This is a genomic window from Actinophytocola sp. KF-1 (genome assembly GCF_054661535.1).
The window spans coordinates 95,969-112,995 of sequence record NZ_BAAFVK010000011.1 but is presented as its reverse complement, the minus strand read 5'-3'; the positions used below and the strand labels follow the sequence as shown (position 1 = coordinate 112,995).

General features: G+C 70.8%; 12 protein-coding genes. 9 read left to right on the top strand and 3 right to left on the bottom strand.

Going from position 1 to position 17,027, the window contains the following annotated elements:
• Position 1: 1 nt before the first annotated feature.
• The gene (locus ACYQ77_RS30505; protein WP_459717212.1) at positions 2-712 is read right to left on the bottom strand and encodes an arginase family protein; all 711 of its coding nucleotides are present in this window, start codon (positions 710-712) and stop codon (positions 2-4) included.
• A gap of 137 nt (positions 713-849) precedes the next feature.
• Between ACYQ77_RS30505 and ACYQ77_RS30500 the strand changes: the two genes are divergently transcribed.
• Entirely contained in the window at positions 850-2,727 is a 1,878-nt protein-coding gene (locus tag ACYQ77_RS30500) for a GTP-binding protein (protein WP_459717210.1), read from the top strand.
• A 184-nt stretch (positions 2,728-2,911) separates the two neighbouring features.
• A complete protein-coding gene (locus ACYQ77_RS30495; RefSeq protein ID WP_459717209.1) occupies positions 2,912-3,919 on the top strand; it encodes a TerC family protein in 1,008 nt (335 codons plus the stop codon).
• Between the two features lie 13 nt (positions 3,920-3,932).
• Here ACYQ77_RS30495 and ACYQ77_RS30490 read toward each other — a convergent pair whose 3' ends face one another.
• Positions 3,933-4,094 carry a hypothetical protein gene (locus tag ACYQ77_RS30490; RefSeq protein ID WP_459717207.1) on the bottom strand — a complete coding sequence of 54 codons (162 nt, stop codon included), beginning with the start codon at positions 4,092-4,094 and terminating at the stop codon, positions 3,933-3,935.
• Positions 4,095-4,354: 260 nt separating this feature from the next.
• Between ACYQ77_RS30490 and ACYQ77_RS30485 the strand changes: the two genes are divergently transcribed.
• Complete coding sequence (locus tag ACYQ77_RS30485) at positions 4,355-4,672, top strand: hypothetical protein (RefSeq protein ID WP_459717205.1); 318 nt, start codon at positions 4,355-4,357, stop codon at positions 4,670-4,672.
• A 170-nt stretch (positions 4,673-4,842) separates the two neighbouring features.
• On the top strand, positions 4,843-6,003 hold the full coding sequence (locus ACYQ77_RS30480; RefSeq protein WP_459717203.1) for a pyridoxal phosphate-dependent aminotransferase: 1,161 nt from the start codon (positions 4,843-4,845) through the stop codon (positions 6,001-6,003).
• 134 nt (positions 6,004-6,137) lie between these two features.
• Here the strand turns inward: ACYQ77_RS30480 and ACYQ77_RS30475 are convergent, their stop codons facing one another.
• Positions 6,138-7,421, bottom strand: a complete 1,284-nt coding sequence (locus ACYQ77_RS30475; RefSeq protein ID WP_459717202.1) for a threonine synthase — start codon at positions 7,419-7,421, stop codon at positions 6,138-6,140.
• Positions 7,422-7,565: 144 nt separating this feature from the next.
• On the opposite strand from ACYQ77_RS30475, the gene ACYQ77_RS30470 reads away from it, so the two are divergent.
• The 5 genes from ACYQ77_RS30470 (at position 7,566) to ACYQ77_RS30450 (ending at position 17,016) form a co-directional block, all read left to right on the top strand.
• The gene (locus ACYQ77_RS30470) at positions 7,566-8,198 is read left to right on the top strand and encodes a GntR family transcriptional regulator (RefSeq protein WP_459717200.1); all 633 of its coding nucleotides are present in this window, start codon (positions 7,566-7,568) and stop codon (positions 8,196-8,198) included.
• Between the two features lie 470 nt (positions 8,199-8,668).
• Positions 8,669-11,902, top strand: coding sequence for a DUF2961 domain-containing protein (locus tag ACYQ77_RS30465; protein WP_459717198.1), 3,234 nt, complete (start codon positions 8,669-8,671; stop codon positions 11,900-11,902).
• 13 nt (positions 11,903-11,915) lie between these two features.
• On the top strand, positions 11,916-13,460 hold the full coding sequence (locus ACYQ77_RS30460; RefSeq protein ID WP_459717196.1) for an FG-GAP-like repeat-containing protein: 1,545 nt from the start codon (positions 11,916-11,918) through the stop codon (positions 13,458-13,460).
• Between the two features lie 28 nt (positions 13,461-13,488).
• A complete protein-coding gene (locus ACYQ77_RS30455; protein WP_459717194.1) occupies positions 13,489-14,976 on the top strand; it encodes an FG-GAP repeat domain-containing protein in 1,488 nt (495 codons plus the stop codon).
• Between the two features lie 9 nt (positions 14,977-14,985).
• Entirely contained in the window at positions 14,986-17,016 is a 2,031-nt protein-coding gene (locus ACYQ77_RS30450; protein WP_459717193.1) for an N-acetylmuramoyl-L-alanine amidase, read from the top strand.
• Positions 17,017-17,027: the final 11 nt, after the last annotated feature.

The following is a 17,027-nucleotide window of genomic DNA, read 5'->3' as shown; positions in this document are numbered from 1 at the left end:
GCTACCGTCCCGGCGGCGCCGTCATGTCCGCGACCAGGGAGACGTCGCCCTGTCCGGAGCGCCACGTGCACGCGATGTCGAGCGCGACGACCTCCCGCGTGGCGCGGATGCGCCGCACGGCGGCGACGACGTCGTCCCGGGACGGGCCGCCCGGAGCGGGGAAGCGCAGCCCCGTCAGCTCGCCGGAGTCGATCACGTCGGCGTCGACGTGCAGCAGGACCGGACCCTCGGGGATCCCGTCGAGGTCGTGCACGGTGGCGCGGTGGACGCCCGCCGTGCCGAGGTAGTCCACCTCCGCGGGGTCGAGGTCGCGCGCGTCGACGAGCACGGCCCGGTCCTCGGCGAGCGGCCGCAACCCGATGCGGTCGGCGAGCAGGTCGCGGTGCGCGCCCAGCAGCAGGCGCAGCGACAGGCCGCCGAGGTAGCCGGACGTCGTGGTGTCGAGCGTGTGCACGTCCCCGTGCGCGTCGAACCAGACGACCACCGGGTCGACGCCCGCCCGCTGCAGCCCGGCCAGCACTCCCGCGGCGACGAGGCAGTCCCCGGAGATCACGGTGTCGCCCGGCCGGATCGTGTCGGCGACGTGCCGGCAGAGCACGGCCAGCGTGGCCCAGATGTCCCCGCCGGGCAGCTCGGGCTCGACGACCACGTCGGCGGGCACGGCGAGGTCGAGGCGTTCGTCCTGGTGGAACGGCACGAGAAGAGTGGTCACGTCCCCATGTCAGCACAAATCGGTTGCGGCTGCCCGAACCGGGCTGCTCTCCTGGACGCACCAGAACCCAGGGGGTCCCGTCATGCGAGTTGCCTTCATGTCCACCCAGCCAGCTGCCGCCTACGCAGAGGACATGAATGCACACCCTCAACCTGGGGATTCTCGCGCACGTCGACGCCGGTAAGACCAGCCTGACCGAACGGCTCCTGCTCGACGCGGGCGTCATCGACCGGCTCGGCAGCGTCGACGACGGTTCCACCCAGACCGACTCCCTCGACCTGGAACGCAGGCGCGGGATCACCATCAAGTCCGCGGTCGTCTCGTTCCCGCTGGACGGCGTCACCGTCAACATCATCGACACCCCCGGCCACCCGGACTTCATCGCCGAGGTGGAGCGGGTGCTGGCCGTGCTCGACGGGGCCGTGCTCGTCGTGTCCGCGGTCGAGGGGGTGCAGGCGCAGACCCGCGTCCTGTTGCGGACCCTGCGGCGGCTGCGGATCCCCACGCTGGTGTTCGTCAACAAGACCGACCGGCGTGGCGCCGACCCGGACCGGGTGATCCGCCGGCTCAACCAGCTCGCGCCCGCTGTCCGGCCCGGGGACGTCGAGGCGCTCGCCGAGCACGACGACGACGTGCTCGCCGCCTACCTCGACGGGCGACCGGTGCCCGGCCGGCTGGCGGCGCGGACCAGGGACGTCACCGTGCACCCGGTCTTCGCGGGCTCCGCGATCACCGGCGAGGGCGTCGGGGCGTTGATGGCCGCGCTCACCGAGCTGCTGCCCACGTCCGCCCCCGTCGACGGCCCGGTGTCCGGCACGGTGTTCAAGGTCGAGCGGGGCCCGGCGGGGGAGAAGATCGCGTACGTCCGCATGCACGCCGGCACGCTGCGGGTGCGGGACCGGCTCGACGCGGGGAAGGTCACCGCGATCCGGGAGGTGTCGACCGGGGCGGCCGAGGTGTCCGGCGGGCAGATCGCGCGGGTGCAGGGGCTCGACGTGCGGATCGGTGACGTGCTGGGCGTGGCCGCCGGCCCCCGCGAACCACGCCACCGGACGGCACCGGCGGTTCCGGGGCGTGCGGGCGTGGCCGGTGGACAGTTCGCCCCGCCCACGCTCGAGACCGTCGTGACGGCCGTCGACCCCGCCAAGGGGGGCGCGCTGCACGCGGCGCTCACCGAGCTGGCCGAGCAGGACCCGCTCATCAACCTGCGCCAGGACGAGGAGCTGTCCGTCTCGCTCTACGGGGAGGTGCAGAAGGAGGTCATCGGCGCGACGTTGCTCGACGAGTACGGGATCGAGGTCACCTTCCGCGAGTCCACGACCATCCACGTGGAGCGGCCGGCAGGCACCGGGCACGCCGTCGAGCTGATCGGCACCGGGCCCTTCCTCGCGACCGTCGGGTTGCGGGTCGAGCCGGGGTCGGGGACCGGGTTCCGGCTCGGGGTCGAGCTGGGCTCGATGCCGTACGCGTTCTTCGCCGCGGTCGAGGAGACCGTGCACGCCGCGCTGCGGCAGGGCCTGCACGGCTGGCAGGTCACCGACGTGCTCGTCACCATGACGCACTCCGGGTACTGGGCGCGCCAGAGCCACGCGCACGGCACCTTCGACAAGAGCATGTCCAGCACCGCGGGCGACTTCCGCAACCTCACGCCGCTCGTGCTGATGGCCGCGCTCGCCGAGGCGGGCACCGCCGTGCTCGAACCCGTGCACCGGTTCCGCCTGGCGGTGCCCGCCGATTCGGCGACCGCCGTGATGCCCGTGCTCGCGCGGCACCGCGCCATTCCGTTGACGACGAAAGTCGCGCAGCGAACATATGTGATCGAAGGGGACATTCCGGCGGAAAAAGTGCATTCCCTGACGCGGAAACTGCCGACGCTGACGCATGGGGAAGGGGTGTTCGAGAGCGGGTTCGACCACTACCGGGAGGTCGCCGGACCGCCGCCGGAGCGGCCCCGGTCGGACCACAACCCGCTCAACCGCAAGGAGTACCTGCTGCACGTGGTCCGCAGGGTATGATCGTCCCGCTTTGCCTGATTTCGGCCCGGTGTGCCTTTTCGGCGCATTGGGCCGAGATTCTCGGATTTGATTGCATACTGTATGCTCGGCGATTATCGTGGGGTTCTCCTCGTCACGAAAAGGCGTCCGGAATGTCCCCCGTCGCTAAGCTGTCGCGACGTGGAAAAAGGGAGGCGGTCTTTCCATGGGATTCCCCGTGTGGGTCTGGGTGGCGACGCTGGTCGGGCTCACCGCGCTGATCGTCGGTGACCTGGTCGTCGTGGGCAGGCGGCCGAGGGAGGTGACCGTCCGGGAGGCCAGCCTGTGGGTGGCCGCGTGCGTCGGCCTCGCCGTCCTGTTCGGGCTGGCGCTGCTGATCTTCGCCGGGCCCGGCACCGGCGCGGAGTTCTTCGCGGGGTACGTCACCGAGTACAGCCTCTCGGTGGACAACCTGTTCGTCTTCGTGATCATCATGGCCAAGTTCGCCGTGCCCAAGCAGCACCAGCACCGCGTGCTGTTCATCGGCATCGTGCTGTCGCTCGTGCTGCGCGGCGCGTGCATCGCCGCGGGCGCCGCCGCGCTGGCCGCGTTCAACTGGATCTTCTACGTCTTCGGCGCGTTCCTGATCTACACGGCGGTCAAGGTCGCCAAGGAGGGCGGTGGCGACGACGAGCCGGAGGTGCCGGACAACGCCGTGGTCCGCGCGCTGCACCGCGTCCTGCCGACGTCCGACCACTACGACGGCGGCAGGATCGTCACCAGGGTCGACGGCCGCCGCGTGTTCACGCCGATGGTCATGGTGGTCAGCGCGCTCGGCATCGCCAACGTCGTGTTCGCCCTGGACTCGATCCCGGCGATCTTCGGCCTGACCACCAACGGCTACATCGTGTTCACCGCGAACGCGCTCGCGCTGCTCGGCCTGCGGCAGCTGTACTTCGTGATCGGCGGGCTGCTCGAGCGGCTCGTGTACCTGAGCTACGGCCTGTCGGTCATCCTGGGCTTCATCGGCGTCAAGCTGATCATCGAGGCGCTGCACGGCTCGCACATCGACGAGATCACGTTCCCGGTCCCGCACATCGGCATCGCGCTCTCGCTCGGCGTGATCGTCGCGGTCCTGGCCGTCACGACCGTCGCGAGCCTCCTGCGCTCCCGCTCGCTGTCCGCGAAGCAGGAGGCCGAGGCCGACGAACCGGAGCTGGCAGGCACGCCGTGACCGGACCGGCCGGTCAGTCCACCGTGCTCTTGAGGAACGCGACGATGGCCTCGAGACCGTCCCCGACCCAGCCGAAGATCGCCTGCACCCCGTCGCCGAGCTGCGTGGGGTGGGCGATCAGCGTGTAGATCAGGACGGCCGCAGCCGCGAGCAGCAAGACCTTCTTGGCTTTCATCCGCGCCTCGACTCGCCCTTTCCCGATCTCGTACGGTTCGCACCATTCTGCTTGCTTCGACGGTAGGCGATGGTGCGGGAGGGTGATCAATAGCCCCATCAGGTGACACCCGACCGCGTCCGATAGGGGGACGTGACGGTGAGCGAGGCCCACCGGATCTCACGTGCCCGGGAGTGGGCCCACATGAACTCGGCAGCGGTCGCCGTCCGCGCGGCATCCCCGCGGACCCCGGTACCTGCAGGTGCGGGCCGCGGACGAGAGTGGCGGACCACCGCGCGAAGCACTCGTCGCCGATGTCGGCGTGGATCGCCAGCGCCTCGACGAACGCGGCGTGCGCGTGTCGTGGCGCCGGTGACGTGGTGCAGCTCGCCGAGGAAGGTCAGGACGTCCGCCTCGGCGAGGCGGGCGAGGGCGAGTGCCTGCGTCAGGGCGGCCTCCGCCCCGGCGAACCGTCCGCTGTTCTCGCCGTCGTCGAGTGGTGGGCGAGGAGCCGGGTCATGGCGTCGTCCACCGCGGGGGCCGGGCGGCTCGCGGCGAGGCCGCGGACGTGGTCGCGGATGAGGTCGTGGAACCGGTAGCGCCCGCGGGCCGCGGACGGCGACCGCGGGCGTGACGTCGCCGTTCGTCGTCGCCATCCGTTCGTTCCCGCACCGGGCGCATCGTCGCGCCTTTTCCTGTGAACTGCGTCCGCGATCCGTACGTGTGTGGTGTGGCGGGGCCTGCCCGACGACCGAACGGAAGTGATCGCGTGCCCAACGGTGTGGACTCGGGGATGTTCTCGCAGACCGCGCACAGTCCGTCGTTCTTCGAGCTGTCCCGGCGCATGGGGGAGCAGGGCAGGCAGCTGGTCGACTTCTGCATCCCGTGCAACCCGTACTTCCCGACGCCCGAGATGTTCGACGAGCTGGCGAACAACCTGGAGACGCTGCTCAAGTTCTACCCGAGCGACGCGGACACGATCACCCGCCAGCTCGCGCGGGTGCTCGGGCTCAACCCGGCCACCCTCGCCATGGCCAACGGCTCCACCGAGCTGATCACGTGGATGGACCACCTGTGGATCCACGAGAGCGTCGCTGTCCCCATCCCGACCTTCGGCCGGTGGACCGACCAGCCGATGGAGACCGGCAAGCGGGTCGACATGTTCCCCTTGCGGGAGGTGGACTTCTTCCAGCTCAGCGTCGACGAGTACGTGCGGTTCATCCGGTCGCGCGGCGCACGCGCCGCCGTGCTGTGCAACCCCAACAACCCCGACGGCGGGTACCTGCCGCGCCGCGAGGTCATCCGGTTCATGGACGAGCTCGCCGACCTCGACCTCGTGGTGATCGACGAGTCGTTCATCGACTTCGTGGAGGCCGAGCCCGCGCCGTCCGTCGCGCTGGAGGCGGTGATCCGGCCGAACGTGGTGGTGCTCAAGAGCCTCGGCAAGAACTTCGGGCTGCACGGTATCCGGTTCGGCTACCTCGTCGCGAACCCCGGGCTGGCCCGGAAGATGCGCGGCGCCCTGCCGAAGTGGAACCTGAACTCGCTCGCCGAGACGATCGTGTTCATGCTCGGCGCGCACGGCGCGGAGTACCGGGAGAGCCTGCGGCTGCTCGCCCGCGACCGGTACAGCATGGGCATGCAGCTCGCGCGGGTGCCGGAGCTGTCGGTGTACTCGTCGCAGGCGAACTTCCTGCTCGTGAAGCTCGGCCCCGGCGTGGACGGCACCGAGCTGCGCGACCACCTGATCAGCCGCCACCAGGTGTTCATCCGCGAGTGCGGCAACAAACTGGGCATGAGCAACAACTTCCTGCGCCTGGTCGTCCGGCCGCAGCAGGACGTCGCCCGGCTCATGGAAGGGATCGACGACTACCTGCGACCCCGCTGGGACGACGAGCTGTCCCGGCGCCGCAACGCGCAGAGCGCGTGACCGGAGTCCCTACACGATCCGGCGGCCGCTGGGCGGCGGCGGGACCACGGGTGGTGCCGTGACGGGCGGGCGCGGTGCCGGTGGTGGGCGGCGCTCCGGGGGCCGTTTGCACGGTGGCGCCGAGAAGTGCCGCCTCACAGTGGCAGCTCCGCGTCCTTGGCCAGCACCGGCGGCTCGTCGTAGGTGGCCGTGTGCGGGTACTTCAGGTCGCTGCCGGTGTTGAGCACCACGACCTCCTCCGACCCGTCGAGCCAGCCGCTCTCGCGCAGCCGGGCGACGGCGGCGAGCGTGGCGGCGCCCTCCGGGCACATCAGCACGCCCTCGGTGCCCGCGCAGGCCGCCTGCGCGGCGAGCAGCTCCGCGTCGTCGACGGCGATCGCGGTGCCGTCGGTGTCGCGGATGGCCGACAGCATGAGGAAGTCGCCGATCGCGCTGGGCACGTTGATGCCGAACGCGACCGTTTCCGCGTTCTCCCACGGTTCCGCCGTGTCCGCGCCCTGCTCGTAGGCACGCACGATCGGCGCGACGCCCGACGACTGCACCGCGACCAGCCTGGGCAGCTTGCCGGTGAGCCAGCCGAGCGCGACCAGCTCGTCGAGCGCCTTGCGGATGCCGATCAGCCCGACGCCGCCGCCGGTCGGGTAGACGAGCACGTCGGGCATCCGCCAGCCGAGCTGCTCGACGATCTCCAGGCCCATCGTCTTCTTGCCCTCGATGCGGTAGGGCTCCTTGAGCGTCGAGGTGTTGAACCAGCCGTGCGTGACGGCCTGTGCGGCGAGCTTGCCCGCGTCGCCGATCAGACCGTCCACAATGTATAGACGGGCGCCGGCCAGCACGCACTCCATGCGCGTGATCCGCGGGGCGTCCTGCGGCATCACGATCAGCGACTCGAGGCCTGCGCGGGCCGCGTAGGTCGCCCACGCCGCGCCCGCGTTCCCGTTGGTGGGCATGGTGATCTTGTCGATGCCCAGCTCCAGCGCGCGGGACACGCCGACCGCCGCGCCGCGTGCCTTGAAGCTGCCGGTCGGGAGCATGCCCTCGTCCTTGACGAGCAGGTCCGGCACGCCGATGCGGGCGCCGTAGGAGCGCAGCGGGAGGATCGGGGTCATGCCCTCGCCGAGCGTCACCACGTGCCTGCGGTCGCGGACGGGGAGCAGCTCGCGGTAGCGCCACAGATCGGGCCGCCGCCCCGCGATGTCCGAAGTGGACACAGTGGCGGCCGCGCGCTCGAGGTCGTACCGGACGAGCAGCGGAGTGCCGCACGCGCAGAGGTTCTGCGGCACGTCCGCGTCGTAGCGCGTGCCGCATCGCCCACACTCCAAGTGGGACAGCGCGCTGTGCCATGGCTCGGTCAACGAAGATCCTTTGTGTACGGGGGAATCAGGGGCGCCGGCGACCCTGCCCGACGTTCCTACCACCGGCTCGATCCGGCGTGCAATATTAGATTCAATAGTGTGGGATGAACCCCTGATCGGCTCGCGCGGGTGCCTCTGTACCGTGTTCCACGTCACTGACCAGCGGGAAGGACGGCGATGTCGCTGCCGAGGAGCACCCTGAGCAGCATGGCGTACGGGGAGCTGCGCCAGGCCATCCTCAGCGGGCGGTTGGCGCCGGGCGCACACGTGACCGTGCGGCCCCTCTGCGAGGAGTTCGGCCTGTCCGCCACCCCCGTGAAGGCGGCGCTGACGGCGCTGGAGCGGGAGGGGTTCCTCGTGCTCCACCCCCACCGCGGCTTCTTCGTCCCCGAGGTCGACCGGGACGACATGCAGGAGCTGTACGAGCTGCGTGAGGTCCTGGACGGCATCGCGGCCCGCCGCGCGGCGGCACTGCCGTCGCGGGAGGCGCTGGTGGAGCGGCTGACCGCGCTGGTCGCGGCGCAGGCCGCGGAGGTCGAGGCCCGCGACCTGGCGGGGTACAGCGATCTCGACGGGCAGTTCCACCAGGAGATCCTCGCCGCTGCCGGGTCCAGGCGGTTGCAGCACGTCGCGGAGAACATGATCGGGCAGTTGCGGCTCGGCCGGGCCACGTCGGCCCGGGTGCCCGGGCGGCCCTCCGCGGCGTTGGTCGAGCACCGGGAGATCGTGGCCGCCATCGCCGCCGGTCAGCAGCAGCAGGCGGAGCGGCTCGCTCGTCGGCACGTCCGGAAGTCGGCCAACGCGCTGGAGCGTCATCAGAAGCGTGGGCGGGCTTCCTGAGGTTGTGGCGCGCGTCGGGGTTGTCGCCGTCCTGGGTTTGTCCTCGCCGGAGGGCGTCCTGCCGGACGGGCGTCCTCGCCGGAGGGGCTGGTCTCCGGGATGGCAGGCAGCAGTCCCTTGGTGAGCTGCGCTCGGCTTGGGTAGGCCGCGCTTCGCGGGCCGGGCGCGTCGCGCCCGGTGCGGTGCGGCGGCCTGCGCCAATGGCCCGAAGGTGCTTTCATGGCACCGCGGATGTCTCGAAGATGTCTTCCGGGCACGACGCCGCCTCCCAGCGGTGTCCTGTTCCGGCCAGGGGCGGCCCCACAGTGCCATAAGCCGCATGAAGACGGCTGCTTGTGAATTGGTACCGCCATATAGCCTATTGACGTCACCGAGTAACCAACCGGACACTTGACCGCACCTCGGGTAAACGATTACCCGGGTCGTATCGACCGTCCCCTGCCTTCGCGGTTGATCGAAAGGTGTCCTCGATGTCGAGAATCGCCGTTCTGCTCTGTGCCGCCCTCGTCGTTCTCGGGGTGGGGCCGGTCTCCGCCTCGGCCGCTGAGCCCCGGGCCGGGAACGGGGCCGTGGGGTGGGACACCTACCGGCGGCTGGACCTGCTGCCCGATCTCGCGGCCGGCTCGCAGACCAAACAGTTCTCCAGCTTCGGCCGCAACGGCACCAACGACGACGGGTTCGTCGGCCGCTACTCCTGCCTGCGCACCAACGGGCCCGGCTGCGTCCTCGCCGAGGACCGGGGGCCCGGTGAGGTGCAGTCGATCTGGTTCACCCGCGACGAGGGCAACGTCACCGCGACCGGCAACATCCGGATCGTGCTCGACGGGGTGACCGTGCTCGACGCGAGCCTGCAGCGGGTGGTCGACGGGGACCTCGGCGCGCCGTTCGCCTTCCCGCTCGTGACCAACGCCGGCCAGACCTCCGGCGGCGTCACGATCAAGGTGCCCATGCCCTACCGCGACTCGATGCTGATCACCACGACCAGCAACCCGCTCTTCTACCACGTCGGCTACCGCGAGTTCGCCGACGCCGCCGGCATCACGCGGTTCAACCCCGCCGACCCCGCGAACGACGTGATCGCCCTGCTGCGCAACGCCGGCCGCCAGGACCCCAAGCCCGCACAGCCCGGCGCGACGACCGTCAGCGCCACGGTCTCGCCCGGCGCCGGTGGCGCCGCCACGATCGCCAGTCTCACCGGGCCCGGCGCCGTCACCGCCGTGCGGATCCGCGTGCCCGACAACCTGGCCGGCGAGGGGAACCTGAACGGGCTCCGCATCCGGGCCACCTTCGACGGGCGGTCCACTGTGGACGCGCCGCTCGGTGAGTTCTTCGGCGCCGGGCTCGGGGAGCGGGAGGTCCGCTCGCTGATGTTCGCCATGGATCCCGCGCCGGGCGGGTGGTACAGCGCCTGGTGGATGATGCCCTACGCCAGTTCCGCGACCCTGAGCGTCGCCAACACCACCGGCGCGACCGTCAGTGGCATCCAGACCCAGGTCACGCACGCGCCCAACAGCAAGTGGACCGCCGAGCTGGCGCCGGGCGGCGGCGCCGGGTACTTCACCACCCAGTCCCGTGCGGGCACCACCACGCAGGCCCGTGACTGGCTGCTCGCCGACCAGCCGGGCCGCGGCCGCTTCCTCGGTGTCACGCAGGTGGTCCGCAACTCGATCGCGGGCGGCAACGAGCGCGGGTACCTCGAGGGCGACGAGCGCGTGCAGGTCGACGGGTCGCTCACCCCGCAGTGGCACGGCACCGGCACCGAGGACTACTACGAGTCCGGCTGGTACTTCAACCGCGGCGAGTACTCCGGCGTCTTCACCGGCAACACCGGCCACCGCATCCGCACGGCCACGTGCGCGGTCGAGTGCGACTCCATGTACCGGCTGCAGATCGGCGACGCCGTCGCCTACTCGACGGGCCTGCGCTTCGGCATCGAGCACGGCCCGCAGAACGACTACCCGGTCGCGGAGAGCAGCACCGCCTTCCTCTACACCAAGCCGCAGCTCGCGAACCGCACCACCGACACGATCGCCGTCGGCGACGCGGGCAGTCGCGCCGCGCACGCCTACACCGAGTCCGGCGCCGCCACGCAGTACGGGCTGACGAGCGTGTACGAGGGCGACGACGACCACATCGGGGTGACCGACCAGGTCCGGTCGACCGGTGGCGCGGTCAGCTTCCGGCTCGCCGTCGACCCCGGCAACCAGGGCGTGCGCATCCGGCGCACCAGCGACCAGAACGCCGCGTACCAGACCGCCGCCGTGACCGTCGACGGCGCGGGCGCGGGCACCTGGGTGCAGGCGCTCGGCAACCAGTCGCAGCGCTGGCTCGACGACGACTTCACGCTGCCCGCGGCGCTGACCGCGGGCAAGTCGAGCATCACGGTCCGGCTCGTGCCCAGCGGGCCGGACTGGACCGCGAGCCGGTACCAGGCCATCAACCTGGTGGCCCCGTTCACCGACACCACGCCACCGAGCGGGGTCGCGACGCCGGTCGTCGGCGGTCGCACGCACGCGGTCGCGTTGAGCTGGCCCCCCGCCACGGACGACGTCGGCGTCGCCGCCTACCGCGTGTACGCCTCGACCAGCTCGTCCGTGCCGATCTCCGGCGGCAACCTCGTCGGCACCAGCACCACGCCGAGCTTCCGGCACGGGCCGCTGCCCGCCAACAGCACCCGGTACTACCGCGTCGTCGCGGTCGACCGGGCGGGCAACGCGGGCGCCGCGTCCGGTGTGGTCGGCGCGACCACGCGGTTCCCCGTGACCACCGACGTCAACGGCGACCGGCGCGACGACGCCGTGCTGTTCACGCAGGGCACGACGAACGACGTCTACACGGCGACCTCGTCGGGCACCGCGTTCGGCGCGAAGGTCAAGGGCCACGACTTCTTCTCGATCACCGGCGAGGTCCCGCTGACCGGCGACTTCAACGGCGACGGCCGCTCGGACGTCGTGACGTTCACCCGCGGCGACGCCGCCGACGTGTACGTCGCGCTGTCCGACGGCACCGGGTTCACCGGCACGTCGCAGAAGTGGCACGACTTCTTCGCCGTCGGCACGGAGAAGCCCGCCGTCGGCGACGTGAACGGCGACGGCCGCGACGACATCGTCACGTTCACCTGCGGCACCGCGGGCGACGTCTACGTGGCGCTGTCGACCGGGTCGTCGTTCGGGCCGGGTGTCAAGTGGGCCGACCACTTCTGCGTCGGCGACGAGCGGCCCGCGGTCGGCGACTTCGACGGCGACGGCCGCGACGACGTGGTCACGTTCACCGGCGGCACCCAGGGCGACGTGTACGTGTCGCTGTCCAACGGCGCCGCGTTCGTGCAGGACGGCTGGCTCTGGCACGACAACTTCGCGGTCGGGCAGGAGCTGGCAGGCGCGGCGGACGTCGACGGCGACGGCCGCGACGACGTCGTCACCTTCACGCGCGGCACCGCCGCCGACGTCTTCGTGTCCCTGTCGGACGGTGGCCGGTTCGTGCAGAACGCGTGGAAGTGGCACGACTTCTTCGCGGTCGGCGCCGAGCTGCCCGGGCTCGGCGACGTCAACGGCGACGGCCGCGCCGACATCGTGACGTTCACCGGCGGCGCGGCGGCGGACGCGTTCGTGGCCACCTCCACCGGCTCGGCCTTCGCGGGCACGTCGGCGAAGTGGCACGACGACTTCGGCGCCACCGGCGAGATCCCCCGCCCCACGATCTGACAGGACGACTCCCATGCGCGCCAGACGAATCCTGGCGGCCGTGTCCTCGGTCGCCCTCCTCCCCGTCACCGCCGCCATCGCCGCCGCGGCCCCCGTCGTCGACGGCCCCAGCGCACCCTGGGCCGACGACACCCCGAAGGCGATGCGGATGGCCGCCGGTCCACGGCCGGACTTCCGGGCCCCGTGGCCGTGCGGCCAGCAACGGCAGTACTACCACCACGACAGCGAGGTCGTGAACGCGATCGACTTCAACCTCGCGGGCGCCGAGGACCACGGCACGCCCGCGCTCGCCAGCGCGGCGGGCACGGTGATCGACGTGGTGTCCGGGTCCACCGGCTACGGCAACCACGTGCGTGTCGACCACGGCGGCGGCTGGACCTCGCTGGTGGCGCACCTGTCCGCGTTCAGCGTGCGCCGCGGCCAGTACGTGGTCGCGGGGCAGGAGCTGGGCAAGGTCGGCAGCACCGGCAACTCGACGGGCCCGCACCTGCACTACGAGCAGGAGGCCGACGGGGTCAACCAGCCGATCGTCATCGACGGGGTCGCGCTGCGCTACAGCTCGTCGATCTCCTACCACACCAGCGGGAACTGCGGTGGTGGCGGCGCGAGCACCATGTTCGGCGGCTCGCCGACGGACTTCGACGGGGACGGCCGCGACGACATCGTCACGTTCACCCAGGGCTCGCTCGCCGACGTGTACGTGGCGCTGTCGACGGGGTCCGGCTTCACCGGCACGTCGGTCAAGTGGCACGACTTCTTCGCCCCCGCCGGGGAGACACCGCTGACCGGCGACTTCAACGGCGACGGCCGCGACGACATCGTCACGTTCACCCACGGCACGCTGAACGACGTCTACGTCGCCCTGTCGACCGGGACGGGCTTCGGCGCCGGTCTCAAGTGGCACGACTGGTTCGCGCTGGGCGGGGAGATCCCGGCGGTGGGCGACGTGAACGGCGACGGCAAGGACGACATCATCACGTTCACCCGCGGCACCACCGGGGACGTGTACGTCGCGCTGTCGACCGGGTCGTCCTTCGGGGCGGGCGTGAAGTGGCACGACTGGTTCGCGGTCGGCGGCGAGTTCCCGGCGGTCGGTGACGTGAACGGCGACGGGAAGGACGACGTCGTCACGTTCACCCGGGGCGAGGCCGGGGACGTGTTCGTGGCGACCTCCACCGGGTCCGCGTTCACCGGCACCACCGTGAAGTGGCACGACTTCTTCGCGCTCGGTGCCGAGCAGCCCCGCGTCGGCGACTTCGACGGTGACGGCAAGGCGGACATCGCGACGTTCACGAACAACGCGGCCGCGGACGTGTACGTGGCGACCTCCACCGGCACCGGGTTCAGCGGCACCACGGTCAAGTGGCACGACTTCTTCGGCCTGGCCGGGGAGTTCCCGTACGCCGGCGACTTCGACGGCGACGGCGTCACCGACGTCGTGACGTTCACGCTGGGCTCTCTCAACGACGTGTACGTGGCGCTGTCGAACCGGACGGCCTTCGGGCCGGGCGCCAAGTGGCACGACTTCTTCGGGCTGACCGGCGAACGGGTCCTCTGAGTAATCCCTGCTGAACAAAGGATTCGCGATGAACAGTTGGAGACGCGGCGCGCTCGCCGGCGTGGCCGTGCTTGCCCTGACCGGGATGGGGCTGCCCGCAGCGGCCGCACCGGCCGACCCGGTGGCACCCGGCGACCACGTGCCGCTGTCGGTGGAACCACTGGCGTGTTCGAGCATCCCCGCCAACCACGACCCGAACGTGATCCGGATCGTCTACCAGGTCGGGCTCGACCGCAGCGTGTCGCCGAAGGTGATGCTCGCCGCGTTCGAGGCGGGCTGGGTCGAGTCGCACATGAACAACCTGAACTGCGGCGACAAGGACTCGCTCGGCGTCTTCCAGCAGCGGCCGAGCCAGGGCTGGGGCACGCCGGAGCAGATCATGGACGTGTCGTACGCGGCCACCCAGTTCTTCGTCCAGGCGCAGCGCAACGAGCCGCTGTATCCCAGCTACACCGCGGGCCTGCTGGCGCAGAGCGTGCAGCGGTCGTGCTGCCCGGAACGCTACGACCAGGCCGAGGCCAAGGCCCGCGCCATGATGGACGAGGCGCGTGGCCTGGTCGGCGGTGCGCGGGCGTTCACCGGGTCGCCGACCGACTTCAACGGTGACGGCCGCGACGACATCGTCACGTTCAACCAGGGCACGCTGGGCGACGTCTACGTGGCGCTGTCGAACGGGTCCGCGTTCACCGGCACGTCGGTGAAGTGGCACGACTGGTTCGCGCCGGGCGGGGAGACGCCGCTGACCGGTGACTTCAACGGCGACGGGAAGGACGACATCGTCACGTTCACGCACGGCTCGCTCAACGACGTGTACGTCGCCCTGTCGACCGGGTCGTCGTTCGGGCCGGGCGTCAAGTGGCACGACTGGTTCGCGCTCGGCGGCGAGGTGCCCGCGGTCGGCGACGTCAACGGGGACGGGAAGGACGACATCGTCACGTTCACCCGCAACAACCTCGCGGACGTCTATGTCGCCTTGTCGACCGGGACGTCGTTCACGGCGTCCGCGAAGTGGCACGACTTCTTCGGGCTCGCCGGTGAGGTGCCCGGCGTCGGCGACGTGAACGGCGACGGCAAGGCCGACATCGTGGTGTTCACCAACAACGCGGCGGCGGACGTGTACGTGGCGCTGTCCAACGGCAGCGGGTTCGCGGGCACGTCGGTGAAGTGGCACGACTTCTTCTCCATCGGCGGCGAGTCGCCCCGCATCGGCGACTTCACCGGCGACGGCAAGGCGGACATCGCGACGTTCACCAACAACGCGGCCGCGGACGTGTACGTGGCGACCTCGACGGGCAGCGCGTTCACCGGCACCACGGTCAAGTGGCACGACTTCTTCGCACTCGGCGGCGAGTTCCCGTACACCGGCGACTTCAACGGGGACGGCCGCGACGACATCGTCACCTTCACCAAGGGCTCGCTGAACGACGTGTACGTGGGCCTCTCGACCGGCACCGGCTTCGGCGGCGGCGCCAAGTGGCACGACTTCTTCGGCCTCAACGGCGAGATCACCCTCTAGGAGCGCGAGATGAGAAGACCCCTTGCGGCACTCGGCACCGCGCTGACCGTCGCGGTAGGACTGGTGAGCGCACCGGTCGCGTCGGCGGCGCCCGGCACGGTCGGCGCGGCGTTCGCGCGGGCGGCGCACGAGTTCGACGTGCCCCGCGACCTGGTCGTGGCCGTCGGCTACGGCGAGACGCACCTCGACGGGCACGGCGGCGCACCCAGCCAGGACAACGGGTACGGCGTCATGCACCTGGTGAGCAACCCCACCCGGCAGACGCTCGAGCTGGCGGCGGAGCTGACCGGCGAGTCCACGGAAGCGTTGAAGAAGGACACGGCGGCCAACATCCGCGGCGGCGCGGCCGTGCTGCGGTCGCTCGCGGACAAGGCCGGCATGACCGGCGACGAGCGCGACCGGATCGCCGCCTGGTACCCGGTCGTCGCCCGGTACGGCGGCGCCACCGACGACGCCGTGGCCCGGCTGTACGCGGACACCGTGTACGGGTTCCTGGCGTCCGGCATGCAGGTCCGCACACCCGACGGCGAACCGGTCGTGGTGAAGCCGTACCCGCGGGCACCGGAACGCGGGCGGTTCGAGAAGGTCACCTCGGGCGGGGTGTCCGCGCAGGGCATGGACTACCCGAACTCGCGGTGGGTGGCCGCGCACCCGAACAACTACACCCCCGGCCGCGCGTCGGCGATCAACGTGGTCGTCATCCACGTGACACAGGGGTCGTACGCGGGCACCGTGTCGTGGTTCCAGAACCCGTCGTCGGGGGTCTCCGCGCACTACGTGGTGCGGTCGTCGGACGGTGAGATCACGCAGATGGTGCGCGACGGCGACACCGCCTACCACGTGCGGTCGGCCAACTCGCGTGCGCTGGGCATCGAGCACGAGGGCTTCGTGGACAACCCGTCGTGGTTCACCGACTCGATGTACCGGTCGTCGGCGGCGCTCACGAAGTGGCTGTGCGAGCGGCACGGGCTGCCGAAGACGCGCCAGTACATCCAGGGCCACAACGAGATCCCGGGCAACGACCACACCGACCCCGGCCCGCACTGGAACTGGACCTACTACATGAGCCTCGTGAACAGCGGCGGCTCCGCCGGTGTCTACACGGGATCGCCGACCGACTTCAACGGCGACGGCCGCGACGACATCGTCACGTTCAACCAGGGTTCGCTCGGTGACGTGTACGTGGCGACCTCGAACGGGTCCGGGTTCGCGGGCACGTCGGTGAAGTGGCACGACTGGTTCGCCCCCGCCGGGGAGACGCCGCTGACCGGCGACTTCAACGGCGACGGCCGCGACGACATCGTCACGTTCACCCACGGCTCGGCCAACGACGTGTTCGTGGCCCTGTCGACCGGCACGTCGTTCGGTCCGGGCGTGAAGTGGCACGACTTCTTCGCGCTGGCGGGCGAGGTGCCCGCGGTCGGGGACGTGAACGGTGACGGCAAGGACGACATCATCACGTTCACCCGCAACAACCTCGCCGACGTCTATGTCGCCTTGTCGACCGGCACCTCGTTCGGCGCGTCGGCGAAGTGGCACGACTACTTCGGGCTCGCCGGGGAGACACCGGGGGTCGGCGACTTCAACGGGGACGGCAAGGACGACATCGTGGTGTTCAACCAGGGCACCCTGGCGGACGTCTACGTGGCGACCTCCACCGGCAGCGGGTTCTCCGGCACGTCGGTGAAGTGGCACGACTTCTTCTCGGTCGCGGGCGAGGCGCCGAGGATCGGCGACTTCAACGGGGACGGGCGCGACGACATCGCGACGTTCACGCTGAACGCCGCGGCGGACGTGTACGTCGCGACCTCGACCGGCAGCGGGTTCGCCGGCACCACGGTGAAGTGGAACGACTTCTTCGGGCTGGCGGGCGAGTTCCCGTACACGGGCGACGCGACCGGCGACGGCAAGGACGACATCCTGACGTTCACCAAGGGCACGCTCAACGACGTCTACGTCGGCGCGTCGACCGGCACCGGCTTCGCGGGCGGCGCGAAGTGGCACGACTTCTTCGGGCTCAACGGCGAAGTGACCCTCTAGGAGGAGATGAG

Coding starts and splice junctions, on each gene's coding strand:
- ACYQ77_RS30460 (WP_459717196.1), top strand. CDS start 11,916: ATGCGCGCCAGACGAATCCTGGCGGCCGTGTCCTCGGTCGCCCTCCTC.
- ACYQ77_RS30500 (WP_459717210.1), top strand. CDS start 850: ATGCACACCCTCAACCTGGGGATTCTCGCGCACGTCGACGCCGGTAAG.
- ACYQ77_RS30490 (WP_459717207.1), bottom strand. CDS start 4,094: ATGAAAGCCAAGAAGGTCTTGCTGCTCGCGGCTGCGGCCGTCCTGATC.
- ACYQ77_RS30470 (WP_459717200.1), top strand. CDS start 7,566: ATGGCGTACGGGGAGCTGCGCCAGGCCATCCTCAGCGGGCGGTTGGCG.
- ACYQ77_RS30455 (WP_459717194.1), top strand. CDS start 13,489: ATGAACAGTTGGAGACGCGGCGCGCTCGCCGGCGTGGCCGTGCTTGCC.
- ACYQ77_RS30495 (WP_459717209.1), top strand. CDS start 2,912: ATGGGATTCCCCGTGTGGGTCTGGGTGGCGACGCTGGTCGGGCTCACC.
- ACYQ77_RS30465 (WP_459717198.1), top strand. CDS start 8,669: ATGTCGAGAATCGCCGTTCTGCTCTGTGCCGCCCTCGTCGTTCTCGGG.
- ACYQ77_RS30450 (WP_459717193.1), top strand. CDS start 14,986: ATGAGAAGACCCCTTGCGGCACTCGGCACCGCGCTGACCGTCGCGGTA.